General features: G+C 33.1%; 24 protein-coding genes. 21 read left to right on the top strand and 3 right to left on the bottom strand.

All coding sequences use genetic code 11. The annotated features are described in order from the left end of the window. Positions 1-71 precede the first annotated feature (71 nt). The 17 genes from ACZ446_RS10225 to ric all read left to right on the top strand — a co-directional run bounded on the left by ACZ446_RS10225 (position 72) and on the right by ric (position 16,820). Positions 72-1,022: an ABC transporter substrate-binding protein gene (locus ACZ446_RS10225; protein WP_464392457.1), complete on the top strand. Its 951-nt coding sequence runs from the start codon at positions 72-74 to the stop codon at positions 1,020-1,022. Further along, positions 1,003-1,755 carry an ABC transporter permease gene (locus ACZ446_RS10220; RefSeq protein WP_464392456.1) on the top strand — a complete coding sequence of 251 codons (753 nt, stop codon included), beginning with the start codon at positions 1,003-1,005 and terminating at the stop codon, positions 1,753-1,755. The genes ACZ446_RS10225 and ACZ446_RS10220 overlap by 20 nt, the downstream gene beginning before the upstream one ends. Beyond that, positions 1,748-2,518 (top strand): ABC transporter ATP-binding protein, encoded by a 771-nt coding sequence (locus ACZ446_RS10215; protein WP_464392455.1) that lies wholly within the window; start codon positions 1,748-1,750, stop codon positions 2,516-2,518. Before ACZ446_RS10220 ends, ACZ446_RS10215 begins: the two co-directional genes overlap by 8 nt. A gap of 133 nt (positions 2,519-2,651) precedes the next feature. Beyond that, on the top strand, positions 2,652-3,335 hold the full coding sequence (locus ACZ446_RS10210) for a patatin-like phospholipase family protein (RefSeq protein WP_464392454.1): 684 nt from the start codon (positions 2,652-2,654) through the stop codon (positions 3,333-3,335). Between the two features lie 270 nt (positions 3,336-3,605). Then, complete coding sequence (locus tag ACZ446_RS10205; RefSeq protein ID WP_464392453.1) at positions 3,606-3,977, top strand: encapsulin-associated ferritin-like protein; 372 nt, start codon at positions 3,606-3,608, stop codon at positions 3,975-3,977. Then, complete coding sequence (locus ACZ446_RS10200) at positions 3,978-4,778, top strand: family 1 encapsulin nanocompartment shell protein (protein WP_464392452.1); 801 nt, start codon at positions 3,978-3,980, stop codon at positions 4,776-4,778. Between the two features lie 386 nt (positions 4,779-5,164). After that, entirely contained in the window at positions 5,165-6,445 is a 1,281-nt protein-coding gene (locus ACZ446_RS10195) for a putative DNA modification/repair radical SAM protein (RefSeq protein WP_464392451.1), read from the top strand. Between the two features lie 14 nt (positions 6,446-6,459). Next, the gene (locus ACZ446_RS10190) at positions 6,460-7,257 is read left to right on the top strand and encodes a TIGR03915 family putative DNA repair protein (protein WP_464392450.1); all 798 of its coding nucleotides are present in this window, start codon (positions 6,460-6,462) and stop codon (positions 7,255-7,257) included. A 128-nt stretch (positions 7,258-7,385) separates the two neighbouring features. Then, positions 7,386-7,865 (top strand): DUF6530 family protein, encoded by a 480-nt coding sequence (locus ACZ446_RS10185; protein ID WP_464392449.1) that lies wholly within the window; start codon positions 7,386-7,388, stop codon positions 7,863-7,865. 10 nt (positions 7,866-7,875) lie between these two features. Next, positions 7,876-9,021, top strand: a complete 1,146-nt coding sequence (gene wecB, locus ACZ446_RS10180; RefSeq protein ID WP_464392448.1) for a non-hydrolyzing UDP-N-acetylglucosamine 2-epimerase — start codon at positions 7,876-7,878, stop codon at positions 9,019-9,021. A 255-nt stretch (positions 9,022-9,276) separates the two neighbouring features. After that, positions 9,277-10,953 carry a 2-oxoacid:acceptor oxidoreductase subunit alpha gene (locus tag ACZ446_RS10175; protein WP_464392447.1) on the top strand — a complete coding sequence of 559 codons (1,677 nt, stop codon included), beginning with the start codon at positions 9,277-9,279 and terminating at the stop codon, positions 10,951-10,953. Further along, the gene (locus tag ACZ446_RS10170; RefSeq protein WP_464392446.1) at positions 10,953-11,804 is read left to right on the top strand and encodes a thiamine pyrophosphate-dependent enzyme; all 852 of its coding nucleotides are present in this window, start codon (positions 10,953-10,955) and stop codon (positions 11,802-11,804) included. The genes ACZ446_RS10175 and ACZ446_RS10170 overlap by 1 nt, the downstream gene beginning before the upstream one ends. A 74-nt stretch (positions 11,805-11,878) precedes the next feature. After that, positions 11,879-12,373 carry a ferritin-like domain-containing protein gene (locus tag ACZ446_RS10165; RefSeq protein WP_464392445.1) on the top strand — a complete coding sequence of 165 codons (495 nt, stop codon included), beginning with the start codon at positions 11,879-11,881 and terminating at the stop codon, positions 12,371-12,373. A 292-nt stretch (positions 12,374-12,665) separates the two neighbouring features. Further along, on the top strand, positions 12,666-13,190 hold the full coding sequence (locus ACZ446_RS10160; protein ID WP_464392444.1) for a DUF2179 domain-containing protein: 525 nt from the start codon (positions 12,666-12,668) through the stop codon (positions 13,188-13,190). A gap of 183 nt (positions 13,191-13,373) precedes the next feature. After that, positions 13,374-15,038: a hydroxylamine reductase gene (hcp, locus tag ACZ446_RS10155; RefSeq protein ID WP_464394393.1), complete on the top strand. Its 1,665-nt coding sequence runs from the start codon at positions 13,374-13,376 to the stop codon at positions 15,036-15,038. A gap of 243 nt (positions 15,039-15,281) precedes the next feature. Then, entirely contained in the window at positions 15,282-16,052 is a 771-nt protein-coding gene (locus tag ACZ446_RS10150; protein ID WP_464392443.1) for a DUF438 domain-containing protein, read from the top strand. 54 nt (positions 16,053-16,106) lie between these two features. Continuing rightward, positions 16,107-16,820 carry an iron-sulfur cluster repair di-iron protein gene (ric, locus tag ACZ446_RS10145; RefSeq protein WP_464392442.1) on the top strand — a complete coding sequence of 238 codons (714 nt, stop codon included), beginning with the start codon at positions 16,107-16,109 and terminating at the stop codon, positions 16,818-16,820. Positions 16,821-16,924: 104 nt separating this feature from the next. Here the strand turns inward: ric and ACZ446_RS10140 are convergent, their stop codons facing one another. After that, the gene (locus ACZ446_RS10140) at positions 16,925-18,697 is read right to left on the bottom strand and encodes a methyl-accepting chemotaxis protein (RefSeq protein WP_464392441.1); all 1,773 of its coding nucleotides are present in this window, start codon (positions 18,695-18,697) and stop codon (positions 16,925-16,927) included. Positions 18,698-19,013: 316 nt separating this feature from the next. Between ACZ446_RS10140 and ACZ446_RS10135 the strand changes: the two genes are divergently transcribed. Next, a complete protein-coding gene (locus ACZ446_RS10135; protein ID WP_290768905.1) occupies positions 19,014-19,505 on the top strand; it encodes an inorganic diphosphatase in 492 nt (163 codons plus the stop codon). 371 nt (positions 19,506-19,876) lie between these two features. On the opposite strand, the gene ACZ446_RS10130 is transcribed toward ACZ446_RS10135, so the two are convergent. Then, complete coding sequence (locus tag ACZ446_RS10130; protein ID WP_464392440.1) at positions 19,877-20,545, bottom strand: Crp/Fnr family transcriptional regulator; 669 nt, start codon at positions 20,543-20,545, stop codon at positions 19,877-19,879. 376 nt (positions 20,546-20,921) lie between these two features. On the opposite strand from ACZ446_RS10130, the gene ACZ446_RS10125 reads away from it, so the two are divergent. From ACZ446_RS10125 to ACZ446_RS10115, 3 genes are read left to right on the top strand one after another with little or no spacing between them, the layout of a single operon-like run. Beyond that, positions 20,922-22,130 (top strand): ABC transporter substrate-binding protein, encoded by a 1,209-nt coding sequence (locus ACZ446_RS10125; protein ID WP_464392439.1) that lies wholly within the window; start codon positions 20,922-20,924, stop codon positions 22,128-22,130. Next, entirely contained in the window at positions 22,127-22,822 is a 696-nt protein-coding gene (locus tag ACZ446_RS10120; protein ID WP_464392438.1) for a GTP-binding protein, read from the top strand. The genes ACZ446_RS10125 and ACZ446_RS10120 overlap by 4 nt, the downstream gene beginning before the upstream one ends. Then, complete coding sequence (locus ACZ446_RS10115) at positions 22,822-23,859, top strand: ATP-binding cassette domain-containing protein (RefSeq protein ID WP_464392437.1); 1,038 nt, start codon at positions 22,822-22,824, stop codon at positions 23,857-23,859. Before ACZ446_RS10120 ends, ACZ446_RS10115 begins: the two co-directional genes overlap by 1 nt. Before the next feature lie 687 nt (positions 23,860-24,546). Here ACZ446_RS10115 and ACZ446_RS10110 read toward each other — a convergent pair. Next, positions 24,547-25,617, bottom strand: a complete 1,071-nt coding sequence (locus ACZ446_RS10110; protein ID WP_464392436.1) for an ArsR/SmtB family transcription factor — start codon at positions 25,615-25,617, stop codon at positions 24,547-24,549. Positions 25,618-25,682 lie beyond the last annotated feature (65 nt).

The raw sequence follows: 25,682 nt of genomic DNA, 5'->3' as shown, positions 1-25,682 counted from the left end.
ACCAAACAAAAAGTAAGCATTGGATAAAATTAGTTCGGTAAACGGTAGCTGTAAATAAAGGAGGAATTTTTATGTTTAATAAAAATAAATTTTTTATATTAATTTTTCTAGCTGTTTTTTTGATTACAGCAGCTGCACCTGTTTTAGCAATTGAAATTAATGTTCAGGCACCAACTGTGCCGGGGGCATTACCATTTTTGTGGATGCAGGAAAAAATTGAGCTGCCAGCTGCACTTGATATTAATCTTAGATTATCTTCAGATCATCAGCGAGGAATGTCTTTACTTGCCCAAAAAGATATTGACTTTTTAATTACTGGTTCTAATGTTGGTGCTAATGCATATAATCGTGGTGTCAATCTCAAGCTGCTAAATGTTAATACATGGGGAATTGATTATTTGCTGACAAATGATTTTAAAGCAGAATCTTGGTCTGACCTTAAAGGAAAAGATTTAGCTTTACCACTGCAGGGTGGACCACTGGACTTTTTGGCAAGGTATTTAGCTCAGAAAAACGGTCTTGATCCAGAAGAAGATTTAAATTTAGTATATAGAGCTTTACCTGGTGGAGCTCAATTATTTATGGCAGGTAAATTAGATGCTATTATTTTACCTGAGCCATTAGTTACAATCAGCCTTGCCAATCGTAAAGAAGCTTTATTGTCAATGGATTTACAGGAAGAATGGGCCAAGCTGAATGGAGACAATAGAATTCCATTTGTAGCTCTTTTTGTTAACGGAGAATTCAGCAGCAGCCACCCTCAGTTTACAGATATTATAAATGCTTATTATGCTAAAGGTGTTGATTGGGTAAATAATAATCCAGCTGCAGCAGCTGAACTTGCTGCTGAACATTTTGAAATGCCGGCTCCTATTTTTAAAAAATCTCTAAATAGGGTTAATTTGAACATTTATTCTAAGCAGGAGAGCAGGAAATTAACTGAATTTTATTTTGGAGAAATGTTAAAAATGTATCCAGAACTTTTAGGTGGATCTTTACCTGATGAAGAATTTTATTATTAAACCATTTTGGATTTTACTATTCTTTATTTTTCTAATCTGGGAGAGGAGTGCGGCTGGTTTAAATAGCCTCATTCTGCCCTCAATTGGAGAAAGTTATCAGGCTTTAAAAGCAATTGCTCTTTCAGGGATTTTATTTGAAAGTTTTATAATAACTTTAAGAAGAACTCTAATTGCTTATGGACTTGCTGTGATTTTAGGGATTATTATTGCACTGCTTCTTTATCGGTTCAAGCTGCTGCAGAGAACATTTAGACCTTTGATTACTGTGATTCAGGCTACTCCGCCAGTAGTTTGGGTTTCTTTGGCAGTTGTCTGGTTTGGTGTTGCAGATGATTTGACACCAATATTTTTGATTTTTATAGTGTCTTTACCTGTGATTTTTGTTAATATTTTTCAGGGGTTAGAAGATATGAATCTAGAATTAGTAGAGATGGCCCGGGCCTATTCTACACCAAAACATAGAATATTAAAAGAAATATATTTCCCATCATTATTACCAGCCTTGGTTTCTGCTCTAAGTATAGCCTTTGCCTTTGCCTGGAAATCATCAGTTTTCGCAGAATTCATTGCTTCCTCGAGCGGTATTGGCTACCAGTTGAGTCGAGCTAACTCAATGATGGCAACTGATCGACTTTTTGCCTGGACTATAGTTTTAATAATTTTCATGCTGTTTGTTGAATATTATTTACTAGAAAAATTAAAAAAGCATGTCAGCAGGTGGAAAAATGATTGAAGAGAAAAAAATATTAAGACTTAAAAATATTAATAAGTCATTTCAGGACTTAACAGTACTGCAGAATTTAGATTTAGAAATCAACCATGGAGAAATATGCTGTCTGCTTGGACCATCTGGTAGTGGTAAAACAACACTTTTTAGAATAGCAGCCGGCTTAGAAAAGGCTGATTCTGGTGAAGTAATTAAAAATAATGAACCCCGTTTTGCTTATGTTTTTCAATCTCCAAGACTTCTCCCCTGGAAAAATGCTGAAGAAAATTTGATTTTTGTGCAAAAGAATTATGGTTTAGAAGCTGAGAGGGATTTGAGAAATCTACTTTTCCGACTGGCAAAGTTAGAAAATTTCAAAAAAGCATATCCAGATGAACTGTCAGGTGGTATGCAGCAGAGATTGGAATTAATAAGGGCTTTTGCAGTCAAACCTGATTTAGTATTTTTAGATGAACCTTTTAAGTCGCTTGATATGAAAACGAGGATGAATTTACGAAAACTAATTACCCTTATTCAGGCTGAGACTGGTATTACATTGTTTTTAATAACTCATGATCCGGAAGAAGCGCTTTTATTAGCTGATAGAATCTACATTATGGCAGCAGAAAAGAAGGGGATTATTAAGGAAATCAAAATTGAAAAGTTCAGAGAAAAAAGAAAAATTTCTGATCCAGAACTTTATCAGCATTTAGAAAATATAATGGATATTTTTAGTGATTTGGTTTCTGATTTAGAAGATGCTGGAGAAGAGATAAAAAGATTATTTTAATTTTTAAATTAAAATTTTATCTTCCAATATATATAAGCTGATTGGATTGAGATGAAAGGATGATTATATGGGCTCAAAGATAGGTATTGCTCTTTCCGGGGGAGGAGTTAAAGGGTTTGCTCATTTAGGAGTATTGAAAGCTTTAGAGGAAAAAGGTATTGAAGCAGATATACTTGCTGGAGTCAGTGCAGGTGCAATTGTTGGTTCTTTTATTGCCGCTGGAAAAAAGCCGGAAGAAGTAATGGATTTAATTAACGAAAGTGATTTCTTCGATTTTGCTAAACTGAGTTTGCCTGATCGAGGTATTTTTACATTAGATAATATGACTAAGAATCTTGAAAAATCACTGGGGATTAAAAGTTTTGAGCAATTAAAGATTCCTTTTTATGTTGGAGCAGCTAATATAGAAAAAGCTAAAATGGAATATTTTTGTCAGGGAGACTTAATTAAAATTATTCAGGCTTCATCATCTATTCCGGTTTTGTTTTCACCGGTTAAAATTAAAGGCGAGCTTTATGTTGATGGAGGTTTATTTGAAAATCTGCCTGTAAATCCACTTCTTGATAAATGTGATGTCTTAATTGCTGTTAATGTTATGCCCGTTAATCTAACTGAAAAATTGGAAAGTATCACCGATATTGCTGTCAGGACTTTTCAGCTAAAAACAATTGTGAATGCTGAAGAATTAAAAGCAAAGGCTGATATTTTTATTGAACCCCCAGGTATTGAAAAGTATAATATTTTAAACACTAAATATAGTCAGGAACTTTTTGAGCTTGGTTATAATTACTGTAAAAATCTAGACATAGAAATCTAAGCTTGTATGTATTTTATTACTGTAGAAGTTATATATGAAGCTTCTTTAAGCTTGAAATAGGCCTGTTTCACACTTGATTTTACTGCTTGAAACTAAAGGAGCAGATCTTTAATATCATTTTAAAATCCCTATCATGACAGGCTTTATAGAGTATTGATTTTAAAAGTAAAAATTTGACTTTGTGAAAGAACAATTATATAATATTAAATGAGAGTGATAAAAGATTTTGATTAAATATAAGGAATTCAAAATTAAAGGGAGGTCAGATTTATGAGCGAATATCATGAACCAGAAGAAAAATTAACGGAAGAAGCAATGGAGTACCATCGAATTATTAAGAGTGTAATGGAGGAGTTAGAGGCAGTTGATTGGTACAATCAAAGAGCAGCTGCTACAAATGATCCTGATATTAAGGCAATTGTAGAACATAATCGTGACGAAGAGATTGAGCATGCCTGTATGGGGCTAGAATGGCTGCGCCGTAATAATCCTGTCTGGGATGAAATGTTAAGAACTTTCCTTTTTACAACAGCAAAAATCACTGAAGTTGAAGAAGAGGGTGAAGGTGGAGAAGGCGAGGCAGAAGAGGCGCCAGCTTCCACAGGATCTCTTGGTTTGGGTAATATGAGAGGAGGAGAATAAATGGATATTTTAAAACGTTCTTTAGCACCATTTTCTGAAGAGGCTTGGAATTTCCTAGATGAAGAGGCAACTGATGTTTTAAGTCAAAAATTAAAAGCACGTAAAGAGGTAGATTTTTTAGGCCCTAAAGGTTTAGAGTTATCTTCAATTAATACAGGTCGTTTTAGCCCTGTAGGGATAGAGGATGTTGAAGGTGTAACTTATTCTACTAGAGAGGTACTTCCTTTAGTAGAGATTAAAGTACCTTTTACAATGAAGTTAAGTGAAATAGAAGCTTTAGCTAGGGGAGCAGAAGATGTTGATACAGATGAATTAATTGAAGCTGCTTCTAAGTTAGCGAAAGCTGAAAATAAAGCCGTATTTTATGGCCTTGACGAAGTTAATATTGAAGGTATTGTTGAGGCTTCAGAATATGAAGAAGTTAGTGTTTCTGCTGGAGAAAAAGAATTAATTTCTGGGCTTCTAAAAGCACTTAATTTATTTGAAGAAAATAGTGTTGGTGGTACTAAGCGTTTACTTTTAGGTCCTGAGCTTTATTCTCTACTCTACGAATTAGATGATAAGGGTTATCCATTAAAGCGTAAGGTTGAAGAAATGGTTGATAGTGGTACTATGTTAGTACCTGATCTTGGGAATAGAGGCCTTTTAATTTCCGAGCGCGGTGGAGATTTTGAATTAACTATTGGTCAGGATATTTCTCTTGGTTTTGAAGAGAGAAATGGTGATGAAGTAAAATTATTCTTCTTAGAGACATTTACTTTTAGAGTAAATGGACCAGAAGCTGCTGTTGTTTTGAAATAAGACTATAAATAAATTGAATTATAAATACCGTCTGCTGAGAATATTATTTGAGCAGGCGGTCTTTTTTTACCCACCTAACAAACATTTGTTTGAAATAAATTTTTTTCTGTAGTATAATGTAATTAATCACTTCGATAGAAACACAATCTTCATTAAACGTATTAAATTAAATTTATGAGCAGCTTTCCTAACTCCTTTCAGTCAAACAGGGGAAAGCTTTAAACCTCAAAATTTAATTTAATACTATTTCGATTGAATCGTTTCTATCGAAGTAATTAATTATTGGGTTAAGAGATCTAAAACAGGAGTAAACATACTGATAATTGATATATTTTTTTGACAGGATATTAAATTGAGAAATGAATCAGACTTAGAAAGGAAAAAAGATGGATCTCCAGAAAAAACTTGAAATTTTAAGTGATGCAGCTAAATATGATGTTTCCTGTTCCTCGAGCGGAAGCAGTGGTCGTGGTAACAGCAGCAGTTTAGGGAATACAAAAAACAGCGGAATTTGTCACAGTTGGACTGATGATGGACGCTGTGTGTCTCTGCTTAAAATTCTTTTTACAAATTACTGTATTTATGACTGTCAGTATTGTGTCAATAGGATCAGTAATGACCGTCCGCGAGCTACTTTCACACCAGAAGAAGTGGCCCAGCTCACTGTTGATTTTTATAAAAGAAATTACATAGAAGGTTTGTTCCTGAGCTCTGCAGTTAATCGAGATCCTGACTGGACAATGGAACAGCTGCTGAAAACTGCCCAGCTGCTGAGAAATAAGCATAATTATCAGGGATATATTCACCTAAAAGCAATTCCAGGTTCAGATTTCAAGTTGATTTATCAGGCGGGCTTACTGGTAGATAGAATGAGTATCAATATTGAGCTCCCCAGTGAAAGCAGTCTGGAAAAGCTGGCTCCCCAGAAGAAAAAAGCAGGAATTTTAGCTCCAATGAAGGGAATTGGGAAAGGGATAGAAAATAATTTGATTGAAAGGAAAAAATATAAGCAGAAAGAGAAATTTGTTCCTGCAGGACAGTCAACTCAGTTGATTATTGGGGCCAGTCCTGAATCAGATCGTCAGATACTATCACTTTCAGAAGGGTTATATGATCATTTTAACTTGAAAAGAGTCTATTATTCGGCTTATTTGCCTGTAGGTAATTCTGCCCTATTGCCTGCTGTACCCGGTCCACCCTTAAAACGCGAACATCGTCTTTATCAAGCAGACTGGTTGCTCCGATTTTATGGGTTTAAAGCAGGAGAGTTGTTAACTCCCGGCAGGGAAAATTTTGATTTAAAAATTGATCCCAAAGCCGATTGGGCTCTTAATAACTTAGATAAGTTTCCAGTAGAAATTAATACTGCAGATTATGAGATGCTGCTCCGGGTTCCTGGAATTGGACCGGTTTCGGCAGCTAAAATAGTTAAGGCAAGAAAAGAAAAAAACTTAAACCATTATAATCTGAAAAAAATGAGAATTAGTTTAAAAAGAGCCAATTTTTTTATTACCTGTAGTGGGAAATATGCTGCAGCAGTTCCTTTTGAGAGCGAAATAATTTACAGAAGACTGGCAGAAAAAGAAAGTCAGCAGTTATCATTATTTAAAGATTCTGCAGGTTCTGAACAGGAATGGGATTTAGAAGCAGTAAAATTGAGAAATTAAAGAGGTAAATGATTATGAATTCAAAGCTAAATCGAGACTCAAAAAAAATATATGTTTATGATGGAAGTTATCAGGGGCTATTAACTGCTTTATATTGGAGTTTTAAGCTGAAAGAGATTCCAATTAATATAGTTGCAGAGCCAAAATTTAAAGATGATCTTTTTTATCAAAAACGGAAGATAAAAACAGACAGTGAAAAGGCAGAGTTTTTAAGTGAACAGATTAAAAATCATATTTCTAAAAAAGCATTGTACAATATTTTTAGGGCCTATCTTTCTGAAGTTGAGAAAATTGAACTTTATATTTTTAGATATTTATTCACAGGATTTAAAGTTGGAAAAAGTATTGATGGATTTTTAACAAAAGACTATGTTTTAAAAGTGCAGGAAATGTGTAAAAAAGTTGGAAGGGAAAGCCACCGCCTTAAAGGTTTAATAAGACTGCAGGAAACTGCTGAGGGTAAATATTATGCGGCTGTAGAACCAGACTATCGAGTATTAATATTACTGGCTTCTCATTTTAAAAGTAGATTTCCAATAATGGATTGGATAATTCATGACCTAAAAAGAGAAGAAGCAATTATATTTTCAGCCTCCGCTAAAGAGTGGCTGTTAATTGATTTAAAAAAAGACTTTAAACCCAGTTTTTCTAAAAAAGAAAAGCAGATTCAGGATCTTTGGTGTTCATTTTTTAGTTCAGTGAGTATTCAAAATAGAAAAAACTATAAACTTCAACAGCAGTTTATGCCCAAAAAATACTGGAAGCATCTGATAGAAAATCCAGGAAGCAGCAGAAAATTTAAAATCGAATAATTTTGATTCTCTGCAGTTGCAAGGCTGCTTTTTATTTTAAAAAATTATTGACAAAAATATAATCAAGGAGTACAATTAATTAGCAATTTAGTAATTTACTAAACTAGTAAATAAAAATGGAGGTTAAAATGAAAATACCGACAAAATTAAAACACAAACCTGTAATAGTATGTGAAAATTATGAAAATGTTGACGGCAGAAAGGCCTATGATTCTGATGCCAAAGGCCTATCCTTAGGTTTAGCCCAGTGGAATGACCGGGGCAAAGTAGATATCTCAGCTAAAGTTTGGAGGCATACGGGAAATAAGTGGTCAAGACAGTCAGAAGAGCTGCCTCTGCACAGGGTGCTTGACCTGGCAATTTTAGTTGCTAGGACTTCCAAGCATTTTAGAGAAGCTTATCGTTATGATAATCTATATGATCAAGAAAATCCTCAGCTGGACAGAGTTGGACTGCAGGGTGATGCAATGACTCTTGCAGTCGCCGAAGATAATGAAAACCTCAAAGAAGATATTAAACTTTTTGATGATGCACTAAAAAATGATGGTGAACTTATAGGAGAAAGACTCGCAGTATTGGCACGGATATTAAAAGAAATGGGTTATTAGGAGGTAAAAGATGCAGAAAAGAATAATGGCTGTTTTTGGAACCAGACCGGAAGCAATAAAGATGGCCCCACTTTTAAAAGCTCTACGTCAGAATGAGAATTATAATTTGATAATTACTGTAACAGCTCAACATCGGGAAATGCTTGATCAGGTAATGGAACTATTTCAGCTTGAAGCTGATTATGATCTAGATATTATGCAGGATAGGCAGACCTTAAGTGAACTTTCGGCCAGGATAATTAAAAAATTGGACGGAATAATAGCTGCAGAAAAACCAGATCTTTTGCTCGTTCATGGAGACACATCTTCTACCTTTATTGGGGCACTAACTGCATTTTATAATCAAATTGATATTGCTCACGTTGAAGCAGGTTTAAGAACACATAATAAATATTCTCCCTTTCCGGAGGAGATGAATAGACAGCTGACAGGAGTGTTGTCAGACCTTAATTTTGCTCCAACTAAGAAGGCAAAAGATAATTTAATTCTGGAAAATACTCCAGAAAGCAAAATATTTGTAACAGGTAATACGGTTATTGATGCTCTACTTTCTGTAGTAAAGTCTGATTATCAATTCAAAAATCAGCTGCTGCAGAGTTTGGATTTTAAAAATAGAAAAGTTATTTTATTGACAGCTCACCGTAGAGAAAATTTGGGAAAGCCAATGGAAAATATATTTAAAGCAGTTAGCCGCTTAACTGCTGAACTGGATGATTTAGAAGTTATTTTTCCAGTCCATTTGAATCCGGTTATTAGAGAGCTGAGCCAAAAAATGCTGGCGGATAATAAAAAGGTTCATTTAATAGAGCCTCTAGATTATCTACCCTTTGCCAATTTAATGGCAGAGGTTGATTTAGTGCTGACTGATTCGGGTGGAATTCAGGAGGAAGCGCCTTCGCTAGGGAAACCAGTTTTGGTTCTTAGAGATACCACTGAGAGACCGGAAGCAGTTGAAGCTGGCACAGTGATTAGAGTTGGGACTGAAGCCGATAAGATTTATCAGCAGTCACTTAAATTGTTAACTGATAAAAAAGAGTACAGCAAATATGCTGAAGCTGTAAATCCATATGGTGATGGCCAGGCTGTGATGAGAATTATTGGAGCTCTGGATTATCACTTTGATTTGAGTCAGGATAGACCATTAGATTTTAATTAAATAATTTAATCAAATTAAATAATGAAATTACAGATAGCTTTCAGTTCATATAATTATCTCTGAGAGCTGTTTTTTTGTTAATAATAATCAATCTTAGTATTAGATTAATCGAAATCTTTTAATAACCGGGTCAAAATTTTTCCAATCTGAAGCAGGATTTACCAGCTCTATATTGAATAATATATAGTAGAGTAAGATAATTACTCAAATTTAAGAGACAAATAAGTTTTCATTTTGAAAAAGGAGGTAATAAGATTGGATTTTAATATTGTAATTGCTGGAGAAGCAGGTCAGGGCTTAAAAACAGTAGAAGCAATGCTGACTAAAACTTTTTCTCGTCATGGTTATTACTTATTCAGCACAAAAGATTATATGTCACGAGTTAGAGGTGGACATAATTTTATGCAGATTCGGATAAGTGATCAAAAGCTTGAAGGGCCAGATGAGGGGATAGATTTATTACTAGCTTTAAATGAAGAAAGTGTAGAGATACACCGCTCAGAAATGAATGAAGATGGTACAATGTTATCTGAAGTAGAATCAGAGGAAGATGATATGGTATACATTGATGCTAAGGGATTAGCTAAGGATGTCAACCCCCGAGCAGTAAACACTGTCTTTGTTGGAGCTGCCTTTAAAATTATGGGCCTACCAACTAAGGAAGCTGAAGAGGCGGTCAAAGAACATTTTGCAGAAAAAGAATCAGTGATTGAAGATAATTTAACCTTATTAAAAGAAGGATATGAGGCTGTTGAACAGCTTTATAATCTTAAAGACCTCGGTAAAAAAGATGACAGAATGGTGATTGATGGAAATAGTGCTGTAGGTTTAGGAGCATTATTATCTGGTTTAAGTTATTATGCTGCTTATCCAATGTCACCTTCCACAGGTATTTTACATTATGTAGCTTCCAAGCAAGAAGAGTTAGGAATTGTTGTTGAGCAGGCAGAGGACGAAATTGCTGCTATTAACATGGCACTTGGTGGTACATACAGCGGTCTCCGTTCAATGACAGGTACCTCAGGTGGTGGATTAGCATTAATGGCAGAAGGCATTGGCCTGGCTGGAGTTGCTGAAACACCAATTGTTATTGCAGATGTACAGCGTCCAGGTCCGGCTACAGGTTTACCTACTAGAACAGGACAGGGAGATTTGTTATTTGCAGTTAATATTGCTCAGGATGAATTCCCATTAATGGTTTTAGCTCCAAAAGATCAGGAAGATGCTGTTTACCAAACATTTAGGGCATTTAACCTGGCTGATAAGTATCAGCTGCCGGTTATAATTTTATCTGATCAATTCATCGGTGATGGTTCTAAGACTATCAAAGAAATAGATACAACTGATATGAAAATTGAAAGACATTTAATTGATCCTAATGAAGTAGAAGGAGAATATAAAAGATATAAATACACTGAAGATGGAATTTCTCCTCGTGCTTATCCAGGCCAACTGGAAGGTAACATTGTTTTATCAGACAGTGATGAACATGATGAATTCGCTCACATTGTTGAAGATGCAGAAACTAGAAATAAAATGGTTGCAAAAAGAAGCAAAAAAATGGCCAAATTACAAAAAGAAGATCTACTTGAGCCTGATTACTATGGCCCGGAGGATCCAGATTATATTTTAGTTGGCTGGGGTTCTACTGCTGGTCCATTAACAGAAGCCAGAAAACTTCTTGCTGATGAATATGAAGTTGGTCATTTAGCATTTAATGATGTCTGGCCGCTGCCAACAAAAACAATTGAGGCAAAAGCAGCATCTGGAGCAAAGTTAGTTTATGTAGAAAACAATGCTGGAGCACAATTTGACAGATTAGTCAGAAGTGAGACTGGTATTAAAGCAGACTACAATATCTTAAAAGATGATGGCCGTCCGTTCTCTGGCCGAGAAATCTATAGAAGATTTAAAGAAGAGGTGAGCAAATAATGGTAGATAAAAGTGTTTATCAGGCTGATCGAGAAACTGCCTGGTGTCCAGGGTGTGGTAATTTTCCTTTAAGAACTGCTCTTGCAGAAGCTTTATCTGAAATGGATTTGAAACCAGAAGAAGTAACTATGTTTACTGGAATTGGACAGGCAGCAAAAATGCCGCATTATATTAAAGTAAATGGTTTTAATGGTCTACATGGACGCTCAATCCCACCTGCAATAGCAATGAGAGTTGCTAATCCTAAAATGACAGTTATTGTCGAGTCAGGTGATGGCTGTACTTATGGTGAAGGTGGAAACCATATTCTGCACAATATAAGACGTAATCTAGATATTATTCACCTTGTTCATGATAACCAAATTTATGGTTTAACTAAAGGACAGGCTTCTCCGACAAGTATGGAAGAATTAATTACTCCTGTTCAAACTCATGGAGTTAATGCTGAACCCTTTAACCCAGTTCGTTTTGCTGTTGGCATGAAGGCCAGTTTTGTTGCTAGAAGTACTGTTGGTGATCGTGAACACCTTAAAGAAATGATTAAAGAAGCTAAAAAGCACAAAGGTTATGCTTTGATTGATATTTTCCAGCCCTGTGTTTCTTTTAACAAAATTAATACTTATCAGTGGTATAATAAGCGGGTTTATAAATTAGAAGATCATGATCCAACTGATCATGCTGCAGCAATGAAAGTTGCAGATGAATTTGGAGATGAGATTCCAATTGGAATTATTTATAGGCAAGATAAACCAACCTTTAGAGATAGAATTCCTTATCTGAAGGATAAAGCTCTGGTTGATCGTGATGTAAAAGTAGAGGACATGGAATATTTAATTAAAGAATTTAAATAAAAGGATAGTATTTAGTTAATATTCTAATTTGCAATATTTTAAAAAACGAATTTAATCTAAGGAGGCTTATAATAATGAACATTTTTGATTTTGCCATTGATTTTGAGATTGAAAACCGCAAATTATATGAAGAATTTGCTGAAAAAACAGGTAATGAAGATTTAAAAGGCGTATTTCTAGAATTGGCTGAGGAAGAAAAAAAGCATGAAAATATTGTGCGGCAGCTAAAAGAAAATAAAAAAGCTGATAATGTAGAAGCTGGTATTCTTCCAAAAGCAAAAAAAGTACTAGAAAAAATAGCTAATGATTTACCAGAAGGTTCTGAAGGTGTTTTTGTAGATGAGCAGGTTGATGTTTACAAAAAGGCTATAGATATTGAAGCGAAAAGTTATGAGTTTTATGAAGAAAAAGCCGAAGCAAGTGATTCTGAAGAAGTTAAAAAAGCCTTTAAACGTTTGGCAGAAGAAGAGAAAAAGCACGAGAGAATTATAGGTAATATAATTGAACTGGTAAATCGTCCAAACACCTGGCTTGAAGATGCTGAATGGTACCATCTAGAAGATTATTAAATCCAATAAAGTAAATTGAATATGAATCTTATAATTAAGTAAAATAATATCAACAACATCTGCAGTCGAAATTTATTATAAATATGAGTTTAGTTTACTGAACTATATATTTGTTAATTGAATGTGTAAAGTTGAAGGACTCTAATGATTTCTAAAAGATATAGAGTTTGTAAGCGTAAAATCAATTAATCTTCGACTGCAGATGTTTTTAAATGTCTATTGCTTTAACTATTATTTTCTGCTAAACTACTATGGATATGATATTAAATAGTTATTCATAGGAGGAAATTTTATGTTAGATGTTGTTTTAGGAGGGCTCTTTATATTCTTAGCCCGAGTTACAGATGTATCAATGGGAACAATCCGAGTTTTGATGATTTTCAAAGGGCGTAGATTATATGCTGCCTTAATTGGTTTTTTTGAAGTATCAATTTATGTTTTGGCTCTTTCCAGAGTTGTTAATACGTTGGAAAATCCATTTTATTTGATTTTCTATGCCTGTGGTTTTGCTGCAGGAAATTATGTTGGTTCTTTTGTGGAAGAGAAAGTAGCAATTGGTCAGGTAACTGTCAATATAATTAGCTCTAATGATAGCACTGAATTAATTAAGCATTTAAGAAGTGAAGGATATGGAGTCACAGTTCTTGACGGTGAAGGACGCAAAGGCAAAAAGAAAATACTATTTGTGACTATGGAAAGAAAATGTTTAAAGCATCTTTTTGAGGTTGTTGATCAATATGAGCCTGATTCTTTTGTCAACATCCTAGATTCTCGCTTTACTAGAGGTGGATATATTAGAAGAAATAAGCGGAAATAATTATATCTTTCATGATTATTACTCAATATAATTTCTTATGTGATATAAATCATAGAAGAAAATAATAGAAAGTATATAATTATACTTGAGTTAAGAACTTGTGATTGAAAATTTAAACTGTAGTTACATATTAAATTGACTGCAGTACTTTACTTATTTCAAAAGGAGGAATAAATTATGTCTATGTTTTGTTATCAGTGTCAGGAAACAGCGAAAAATGAAGGTTGTACAATTAAAGGTGTCTGTGGAAAAGATGCAGATGTTGCCAATCTACAGGATTTACTAGTGTTTGTTCTCAAAGGTATTTCTGTTTATGCAGAAAAAGCTAAGGCTGAGGGTGTTGACCTGTCGGATAAGACTGCACCATTTATTATGGAAGGTCTTTTTGCAACAATTACTAATGCTAACTTTGATGCTGACAGATTTGAAGATTTAATTGACGATGCTTTTGCTTTAAGAGATGAAGTTAAGGCTGAATTTGAAAAAGCATATAAAGAAAATCATGGTGAAGAATTTGATGGAGATCTTCCTGAACATGCTACCTGGTATAGCGACGATGTAAGCGATTATTATGATAAAGGTACTGATGTGGGTGTTCTAGAAACAGAAGATGTTGATGTAAGATCTTTACGTGAGCTTGCTACATATGGTCTTAAAGGTATTGCAGCTTATGGTGACCATGCTAGAGTTTTAGGAAAACACAAAGAAGAAATTGATAGATTTACTCAAAAATGTCTTGCTGCTACAACAGATGATAATATGAGTGTTGATGAGCTTGTAGGTCTTGTTATGGAAACTGGTGAAATGGCTGTAGAAACAATGGCTCTTTTAGATGAAGCCAATACTTCTACTTATGGTCACCCAGAACCAACTGATGTAAATATTGGTGTTCGTAATAACCCTGGTATTCTAATTAGTGGTCATGACCTAAAAGATATGGAAGAATTATTAGAGCAGACAGAAGGTACTGGAGTAGATGTTTATACTCACAGTGAAATGTTACCTGCTAACTCATACCCAGCATTCAAAAAGTATGACCATTTTGTTGGTAACTATGGTAACTCATGGTGGCATCAGGATAAGGAATTTGAATCATTCAATGGTCCAATTCTAATGACTACTAACTGTATCACACCTGTTAAAGATTCATATAAAGATCGTATCTTTACAACAGGTATGGCAGGATATCCTGAGGTTACTCATATTCCTGACCGTAAAGAAGGAGCAAGCAAAGATTTCTCTGAACTGATCGAATTAGCTAAAACCTGTGATTCTCCAGTACAGTTAGAAGAAGGAACAATCCCTGGTGGTTATGCTCGTAACACAGTTATGAGTGTTGCTGATAAGGTCATTGAAGCTGTAGAAAATGGAGATATCGGCCGTTTTGTAGTAATGGGTGGTTGTGATGGCCGCTTTAAGAATAGAGAGTATTTTACAGATGTAGCTAAAGAATTACCAGAAGATGCAGTAATCCTGACAGCTGGATGTGCTAAATACCGCTACAACAAGCTTGATCTGGGAGATATCGGTGGAATCCCAAGAGTACTGGATGCAGGTCAGTGTAATGACTCTTATTCCTTAGCTTATATTGCTCTACAGTTAAAAGAAGCTATGGGTGTAGATGATATTAATGATCTACCAATTTCTTATGATATCGCCTGGTATGAGCAAAAAGCTGTAGCAGTATTGCTTGCTCTTCTATCCTTAGGAGTCAAAGGAATCCGTCTTGGACCCACACTACCAGCATTTGTTTCCGAAAATGTGCTTAATGTATTAGTTGATAAGTTTGATATTAAGCCAACTGGTGATGTTAAAGAAGATGTTGCAGCTATTATGGCTGGAGAGTAAAATTTCTAGATAGTATTAGATATTTGGAAAATAAATAAATGCTTTGAGTAGTATAAATAACTTAAAGTTGTGATATATATTTAAATTAAGATCTGTCTGCAGATGCGGGCAGGTCTTTTTTTTATTTTTAAATAATCTAACTTATGTGATATATGTCATAGTAATGTAAAAAAATTAATGTCATAATTAAAACATAGTAAATTACTCAAGATTAAAATATAATTAATATAAGGAGGCAGTACAATGACTGCAGAAACAAGAAAAGAAGAACTTAAGAATCTTTTAGAAAGATTAAATAGTGGTGAGGAAACTGAAAAAGTAAAAAAAGAGGCACAGGAGTTAATAAATAGCATCAGTGCTAAAGAATTATCTGAAGCTGAACAGGAATTAATTAATGATGGTTTAGAAGAAACTGAATTAAGACACCTCTGTACTGCTCATATTGAAGCGATGGCAGAGGAATTAAAGGCATTGAAGGCTAATGTTCCAGTTGGCCACCCATTAAGTACTTTAATCTCTGAACATGAAGAAATTCTTAAAATATTAGATCGTCTGGATGAAGTAAATGCTGAAATTCAAAAGCTGAATGAATTTGAGGCAGAAAACCCTCTATTTGAAGAATTAAAAGACATCGGAACTAAATTGCTGGATACAGAAAAACACCATACAAGAGAAGAAGAAACTCTTTTCCCTGAGGTGGATAAAAGTGGAGTAACAGGTCCAACCAGAATTATGCGGATGGAGCACGATGATCTTTGGCCCCACAAGGAAGAAATAATGAAGCTGGCAGAAAATGCTGCCGAGATGAATTTTGATAGGTTTAAAGAAGAATTAAAGATGCATTCAGAATATGTTGTAATTACTTTAAGAGACCATATTTTTAAAGAAAATAATATTCTATATCCAACAGCTAAAGATATAATTGCAGAAGAAAAATGGGAAGAAATAAAGTCTCAGAGTGATCAGATTGGTTACTGCAGCTTTACACCGGAAGAGGAACTTGCAGCTAACTAAACTTTTTAGGCTGATAAATTAAAAGCACATAATTTTAAAAAAAGAGGTGAAAAAATGTTTAAATTAAATGATAAAGTCGGAAATATTGTAACAGAATTTCCGGGTGCTGCAGAAATATTAAAGGAAAATAAGATTGATTTTTGCTGTGGTGGAGATCGAGAATTAATGCTGGCTGTTAAAGAAGATTTAAATGATGATTTTAAGGCGGAAGAAATACTTAAGACCATAAATCAAAATTACTCTGAAAAAAATGATTATTATCAGGAAATTGAAGATCCGAAAAATTTGTCTCAATCACAGCTGATAGATTATATAATAGATAAACATCACGGATTTTTACAGCAGACGCTGCCTCGGCTTTCAGAGCTGACAAAAAAGATTCTGCGTGCACATCGAGAAAAACATGGTCAAACTTTGAAAAAGGTTCACAATCTATTTAATACTTTAAGAATGGAGTTAGAAGAACATTTAATCAAAGAAGAAGAGGATATTTTTCCTCTAATTATAAAGTATTCACAGTCTGAAAATGGTGATGAAAATGAGGAGACCTTAAAAGGAATTCTTGAATTAGAAACTGAACATGATACAGCAGGTGAGATAATCAAAGAATTGAGAGAAGTTACAGCAGATTATAGTCTACCCGAAAATGCCTGTAACTCTTTTAAACTATGCTACAGTTTGTTTGAGGATTTAGAATCTGATCTTTTTCAGCATATCCATCTGGAGAACAATATTTTATTTGCCCGTCTGGAAAAAAATAAAAATTAAAATTTAATCAAAATAGTAGAACTTAATATTATCCCCCTGTCTGGAGAATTGCTCCAGTGCAGGGGGATAATTGATTTAATTATTAAATTAGAGTAACTAAGCCTTTATTCTATTTTAAAGTTAGCAATCATATTTTTCAGGTTATCTGACATTTTAGATAGTCTATGGGCAGCGGAGACAATTTCTTCAGTAGAAGCGATCTGTTCTTCACTGGAGGCAGCGACTTCTTCTGCATTGCTGGCTGCTTCATCACTTACTGCAGCTACATTATTAATCATATTATTTACATCATCACTGACAGCAGCCATTTGACGAGTTTCAGTGTCAATTTCAGTAATTAAACTGCTTAAATTAGCAACAGCTTTTTCAATATTATTAAACACCTCACCAGTATTTTCAATTACTTCTACACTGCTGTTGACAGCAGATTCAGTTCCATCCATCTTCTGAACTGCATTATTTACTCCGGCCTGTATTTTATCAATCAACTTAGAAATATTATCTGTAGCTTCAGCAGATTCTTCAGCCAGCTGTCTAATTTCATCAGCAACAACAGAAAATCCTCGTCCCGCTTCACCGGCTCTAGCAGCTTCAATGGCTGCATTTAGTGCCAGTAAGTTTGTCTGCTGTGATATATTATTGATTAATTGAACGATGTTTCCAATTTCTTCTGATAGATCTCCCAGATTATTAATAGTGACTCCTATTTCTGCTGAATTGTCTTTAACTTTATTAACCTGTTTAATTGAGCTCTCCATTGATTCAGTACCAGTTTTAACATTTTTAATAACTTGATTTGAAGACTGATCCATATCTTTTGATTTCTTTCTTGTTGTATCAATTTGAGAAATCAACTGATTTAAGTTTCGGCTGGTCTCAGATATTTGGGCTGACTGCTCTTCTGCTCCAGAGGCAACATTTTCAATTGCTCCTCCAACCTGTTCTGCAGCTCTTTCTACTTCCTGGCCAGAGGCGGCTAGCTCCTCACTTTGGGCACTTAACTCACTAATTTCGATTTGAATCTCAGCAATCATTTCTTTTTGTGATTTAGCAGTTTTATTATATGCTTGAGCCAGCTTCCCAATTTCATCTTCACTTTCCATGTCCATTCTGTAAGTTAGGTCTCCGTCTGCCATTTTATTCATACCAATTAAAACTTTATTTATATTTTTTGATATGTAACGAGAGATAAAGATAATTATCAGGGTAAAAATAACTGCAGCAGCAAATAAGAAAATAATTAAGGCTGTAGAAATTTCACCAATTATTGTTTCCAGTTCAGAGCGGACAGCACTTACCTGACCGTTAATTATTCCTTCATAAGTTCCGGCACCAATAAAATAATCTGTTCCTTCGATTGCAGCGGCATAACTGATCTTATTTTCTGGTTCACCGGTATCTGGATTGGGATAAATATATTCGACAAATCCACCCCCATCAGCAGCCACTTCTGCTAGTGAGCGAACTATATATTTACCATTAGAATCCTGAAGATCCCATCTGTCAGTACCTTCTACTTCTGGAGAAGGAGGTAGTGAAACAGTGTTTCCATTATTGTTATAGATGAAGAAATAACCAATTTCACCAAAACCTATATTTTTATTATACTCTTTGATGATTTGTTTTAATTCTTCTTCACTTAAATCACTGTTTGAAAGACTCAATTCTCCTAAGAACTGTGAAGCTGTTTCTGTAGCATTTTTTATCCTTTCTTTTTCTAACTCAAGCAGATATCTGCTGACTGTTTCAGAGTTTTCCTCACGTAAATTATTAAACTGATGATTGAAAAAAAATCCCATAATCAATACTAAAACTAAAAAACTTAGCCCAATTACTAAAAATATTTTTTTAGCAATATTTAAATTTTTAAAAAACATATAACTACCTCCAGCTTTTGATTAATAGTGCGAAAATTGTTGAAAAAAGTAAATCTTTAGCTAATTATATCATAATAGTTTTAAATTAAAAGTAATGTTGATAAATATTATTAATTATAAATATTGTAGATTTTACTTTTCAAAAGAATTTATAATTGCTGAAGATAATTGCAGGAAAAGGACTATTTATCAAGAAATAATTATTAGCAAAGCAACTATAATTATGAATAACTAATTGAGATGCTAATAAATGTAATGTTTCTGAAGTCCTAATATATTTTTTGTAAAATAAAACTTATAAACTGGAGGGATAAAAATGAGTAATAATTTAATTGACGTTTTTGTAGAAATTCCTAAGGGCAGTAATAACAAATACGAATATGATAAAGAAAAAGGAAAGTTTAGACTTGATAGAGTAATGTATTCTCCTGTTTATTATCCAGCAGATTATGGATATTTAGAAGAAACTTTAGCTGATGACGGTGACCCTCTTGATGCAATGGTTTTAACAACTTTCCCCACTTTTCCAGGCTGTATTATTACAGCTAAAGTGATTGGAATGTTTATCATGGAAGATGAAAAAGGAAGAGATGAAAAAATATTTTCTGTACCTGAACATGATCCCAGGTTTAGAAATACAAATACTCTTTATGATTTGGAAGAGCATCTTTTAAAAGAATATGAACACTTTTTCTCTGTCTATAAAAATTTAGAGGAGAAAAAGGTCGATATAATTGGTTGGGCTGGAATTGAAGAAGCTTTCGAAGTTATTGAAGAATCCAAAAAAGCATATCAAGAAAATAATTAAAAAATAATACGGATGCTTTTTATTTCAATGAAAATTTATTTAGCTTAAGTGCTGATGAGTGAAACTTTGGAGTTAAAAAGAGGCAGGGTTTATTGTTAGATATGACTTAGGTTAAAGAAACTTAATAGGTTTTAAAATAAAATAAAACAAAAAAAGTCTTGAGCAATTTCTATGCTCAAGACTTTTGAGTTATTTCCTTATTAAACGATAGAATTCAATTATTTGTGGAGATGCTACTATTCCTAAAATAAATAATAAAACTAATCCTTTGATCATTATTTAACCTCCTAATTATTTCCTTATTATCTTATATAAGGTTATGCTATTATATGGTATTATTATATATAATAAAGTTAAATATTTAACATTTTTTAAGTATAAGCTTTTATTTTGTCCTTTTTATAAATTATTATTTTTTTTCGAGAAGTTTTAATTAAATCCTCAGTTTCAAACTGCCCTAAGACTCTGGAGACAGTTTCACGACTGCTTCCGATCATACTTGCCAGTTCCTGTTGAGTAAGAGAAATATCTAGGATCACTTTATCTTTTTTCTTTTTTCCGTATTTTTCAGCTAAAAAGATTAATAAACCTGCAACTCTGGCAGAGCTATCTTTTAAGGCTAAATCCCTAACATTTTGCTGAGCTCTCCTCAGTCTATTACTCATTTCACGCAGCAGTTTTAGTCCAATTGAAGGGTACTTTAAAATTAAATTTTCCAGTTCAGACTGATCAAAAACAATAACATCAGTATCTGTCATAGTAATGGCTGATGCTGGATAATTACCTTTATCAAAGGCAACAATTTCAGCAATTATATCATGATCACTGAAAATATTTAGTATTTGTTCATCACCGTTTTTAATCATTTTAGTTAATTTAACCTGGCCATCTTTTATAATATAAAACTTTTCTCCAGCTTCACCTTCAAAAAATATGTATTCACCTTTTTTGAATCTCTTATTTGTGGCAATATCATCAATTAATTTTAGTTCAGCCTCAGTCAGTAAACTGAAAAAAGGAATTTCTTTAACTACACTCATTAATATCCACCTCATATTTATTTTCTAATTCTATAATAAGCAATAAAAGCTAAAAAATCAAGTTGATTACTCAACTTTGAAATAAAAATTAGCTTTTAATAATAGATGGACAATTTATTATGTGACGTAATACGCAGAACAAAATTTTTGCTGATGTTATACTTTAGATGTTCTGAAGATGTTCTGAATAATTATTTAATAAAATTTTAAATAAAATATCTTTGAGTGAGTTATGTCACAGAATAAACTTGAGTAAAATGCTAAACTTTAAATAGTCAATAAATATTTTAATAAAAATAATGCTCGGTGATTATTTCATTTGTGCCTGATTCAAATCAATAAAAAAATTAAGCTAAAGAAAAGGAGTGCATATAAAATGGAAAGAAAAATTGATGTTAATAAAAATTTATTTAAAATAACTGAAGAATATCCGGCAGTTATTTCTGTACTTGTTAATAAAGGATTTAGTCAGTTAGATGATGAAGCTAAGAGAAAGAGTTTTGGTAAGCAGGTGACATTAAAGCAGGCAGCAGGACTCAAAAATTTAGATTTAGAAAAATTAATTGAATTAATGGAAACAGAGATAGTTAAAAAATCTGTCAAAAATAGCAGTGGAGAAAAAATTAAAATTTCAGGTTCTTTACCCTGTCCAGTGAAAATACCAATGACTGAGGAATTAGAAAAAAAATCTGCTGAAATGGAATATGAGGTAGAACTTGATCTTAAATCAGCATCTCAGGGTCTTGAATGGCTGCAGGATGGATTTGATGAGATTCAAAGTGAAGATGAATTATCTGATATCTTTATTTCTGCAGGTTTTGATCTTTTCTTTGATAAGGATTTGATGGATAGATTCCGCCGCCAGGATGTTTTTAAAGATGCGACAGGAATTAAGAAATTAAACAAGGACTTTTCTGAAGCAGGTGTTGATCTTTTAGATCCGGAAGATGACTATTCAGTTCTCAGTATAGTTCCAGCAGTATTCCTAGTTAATAAGGAAGAGTTAGATGGCCGCGAAGTACCCAGAAGTTGGGAAGAGATTTTGAGTCAAAAATTTGAAAACAGTGTAAGTTTACCTGTTAGTGATTTTGATCTTTTTAATGCAATCTTGTTAAATATTTATAAGAGTTATGGTAGAGAAGGAGTCCAAAAACTTGGGCGTTCCATGAAAAAAGCTCTTCACCCATCTCAAATGGTTAAAGATGGAGGCCGTAAAGCTGATGATCAGCCAGCAATTACAATTATGCCTTACTTCTTTACTAGAATGGCAAAGCGTTTTCCTCATATGGAATTTGTTTGGCCTGAAGATGGAGCAATTGTTTCTCCAATCTTTATGTTAACTAAAAAGTCTAAAAATGAAAAGATGCAGCCTTTAATTGATTTAATGGCATCTGAAAAAATGGGTAAAATTCTAGCCGAACAAGGTTTGTTTCCAAGTGTGCTGCCAGAAGTTGACAATGGGCTGCCAGAAAACGCAAAGTTTATGTGGCCGGGTTGGGATTTCTTAAGAGGAGAAAACCCTGGCGAACTTTTAAGAGACTTAGAAGCAGAATTTAATAAAGCAGTGGAGGTGGCTGCAGTATGAATTTAGTAACTTTTTCCGGACCTCCTTCTTCAGGTAAAACTGCTGTAATTTTGAAAACTATTGAAGCAATTCAGCAGCGGGGGCTTAAAGTTGGAGTAGTAAAATTTGACTGTTTATATACAGATGATGATGAACTCTATGCAAAAGCTGGAGTGCCTGTCAAAAAAGGTTTATCTGGTTCACTCTGCCCTGACCATTATTTTGTTAGCAATATTGAAGAGGTTGTACAGTGGGGAAGAGAAAGGGAGTTAGACCTTTTAATCACTGAAAGTGCGGGTTTATGTAATCGCTGTTCTCCCTATATCAAAGACATCAAAGCAATTTGTGTAATTGATAATTTAAGTGGAATTAATACTCCGAAAAAAATTGGACCAATGCTGAAAACTGCAGATATTGTAGTTATTACCAAAGGCGACATTGTTTCTCAGGCTGAAAGAGAAGTTTTTGCCTCTAGAGTTAGCACTGTTAACCCAGATGCAATGGTAATGAATGTTAATGGATTAACAGGTCAGGGTGCATTTGAGTTTTCAACTCTGCTCTATGATGAAGAAGACCATATTGATACAGTTACTGGTAAGAAACTTAGATTTTCTATGCCTTCAGCTATGTGCTCCTACTGTCTTGGTGAAACAAGAATTGGAGAAGAACACCAATTAGGTAATGTTAGAAAAATAGAACTGGGTGATGAGTAATGATAAAAAAAGAAGAATTAAAAAATTCAACAGTAAATGAAATTATAGAAAAATATCCATATACTGAAAGCTTTTTCGATGGTCAAAAATTAGCCGTTGATGATGGAGATAAAAGCTTAAGAGAAATTTTTGCAGACTTAACAGTGGAAGAAATGGAAGATGTAGTTTTTGATGTAGATCAATTTGCAGACAGTTTGATTTCTCATATTAGAAATATGCAGGAATTTCTTGGTGAAAATGATTCGGTTGTTGGAACTCTTTCTATTCTTGCAGGTAAGGATAAAGATGGAGAACGAGAAAATTATGATAAACTGGACATTAAAAGTGGAGAAATTATCTCTATAGTTGGCCCAACTGGTTCTGGTAAAAGTAGACTGCTGGCAGATATAGAATGGACAGCTCAGGGAGATACTCCAACTGAAAGACAAATTTTGATTAATGATGAAGTCCCTGATAAAAAGTGGCGCTTTACTGGAGGAAAAAAGTTAGTAGCCCAGCTTTCTCAAAATATGAACTTTGTTATGGATCTTTCAGTAATTGAATTTTTAAATTTACATGCTGAAAGTCGTTTGATAGATAACCAGGAAGAAGTTGTAGAAAGAATCTTTGCAGAAGCAAATCAGCTGGCAGGTGAGCAGTTCAGCCGTGATGCTCAGATTACCAGTTTGAGTGGTGGACAGTCCCGAGCTTTAATGATTGCAGACACAGCTATTTTAAGTTCTTCTCCAATTATCTTAATTGATGAAATAGAAAATGCCGGAATCAACCGTGAAAAAGCTTTAGAGCTTCTAGTTGGAGAGGAAAAAGTAGTTTTAATGGCTACTCACGATCCGATTTTAGCATTAATGGGAGATAAGAGAATTATCATTAATAATGGTGGAATAAAAGATATAATTAAGACCACCGCAGAAGAAAAAGAATTAATGCAGGAACTCAAGGTTTTGGATAAAGTAATGACTGATCTACGAGAAGATCTGCGTTACGGAAAAAATTTATCAAGAATTAGCGATGAATTAGCTGCTGTTAAAAATACCTAAAAATTTTTAAAGAGATAAAATGACATCCTTCAAAAGGATGTCATTTTTTGTAATAAATCTGTAAATATTAAAATGTACTTAAATATGCAGATATCAAATAATAAATTGAGGTACTAAACAGGATTAAAGGAATTAGCTCGACATTTATAATTAGTGCTGTTGTGAATATAATAATAGAAATAACTATTTTTTCTAAATTTTGGTGATAAATCACTTCCTGTTTTTCCTGTCTTTTCTTACAACAACTGCTGTATGCTTTTGCTAAAATTCCGGACAAGAAAGCAGATACTAAAATTAGTGAATATAATATTGGAATATTTAAGCCAATTTTATTAAAGATTAAAATAGATGTTAAAGCAGAGTTTAAAGCCAGCAGAAATTTAGTGCTAATAAGTATGTTTTTTAGTTTGAACTTATTGAGAACCCAATCAAGATTTTTAGCACTTAGATAATAACAAAGTATAAAGCTAGTTATGATTATTGATAATTTAAGCAGATGGAGATTAAGGTTAAGTAAATAATAAATAACAGCACTCAAAAAAATATAGAGAGAAATATTTAATAGAACAAAACCATAATAATTTAAGGACAATTTAATTTTTTTGCTTAACATTTTGACCCTCCCGTTTTTAAATAATCTTATAAAATATCAATTTTAGATAGCTATCTAAATAAGACTTAAAAAAATTACAATAAATTTTCAACTGAATTTGAGATTATTTTTTTAAAAGATTTTTTATTAAGTTTAAAATACAGCTTGTTATTCTCTTTATTAGCTTTAATAATATCATACATCAATAATTTGCTCATATGATGTGAAATAGTAGCATTAGTTAAATTTAATTTTTCCGCTAGCTCATTACCATACATAGTTTTATCTGCTAAAAGTGAAATAATATTTAGTCTTGTTTCATCTGCTAAAACCTTAAATATTTCTAAGCTGCCTAAGAGTCCTTCCTTACTGCCTGCAAAAACTTCTGGGAAACGAAATCCAATCAGATAAAAATTATCTCCATTCTCAGAAATACTATTCAAAAAAGAAATTTCATAAAAATAGGAAAAAACCAAATAATTATTTTCAGCATCTAAAGGATTATCTATTACTTTTCCTAAAATACTTTCAATATATTTTTTACCATAACGTTTAAGATTTTCTGCATAATTTTCATTTATTTTTGTCAGTTTTTCATTGATCCAATTTGAATTTTTTTTAAAAATATTTTCGTAATACCATTCAAGAAATTCTAAGAATTCTAACTTCATTTTTTTTGGATTAAAATAAAACTGCAGTAAATTCCATTTTTGTTCCGCGGCTAAATTTATTTTTTCATCAACAAAATTTGCCGCATTCTTCTCATTTGCAATTAAACCTTTAACATTTTCTAATTTTAATCTTTCTGACAGATTAACTCCATAACCTGATTCAGTAAATTTTTTTAAAAAAGAAGCTTCTTCTTTTTCTTTTAAGTAATTTAAATATTCTTGGATACTTTCTAACTTAAGATAAGGTATTTCTGAAATTAAGCAGAGAGCAAAATAACTATCCTGATTAAAATATTTATTCATAATTAATTTTTGGTTTTTGGGGATAGTTTTAAGTGTTTTTTTTGCCCAGTTATTAATTTCTTTATTAATCTTTATATCTTTTTCAAATTCTGAACATTCAGCTTTAATAATATCATTATTTTCTAATCTAAAAATGCTTAAAAGAAACTCATATATTAAAGAACTGTCTAACTGATAATTTTTGTCGGTCATAAAAACATCTCCTTTTTTATAAACTTCTAAATTTATTATAGTTAGATAATCATCTAAAGTCAAAT

This window comes from Halanaerobium sehlinense (genome assembly GCF_055379485.1).
Note: the sequence above shows the minus strand (reverse complement) of the source record. Positions and strands in the feature narration are given on the sequence as shown.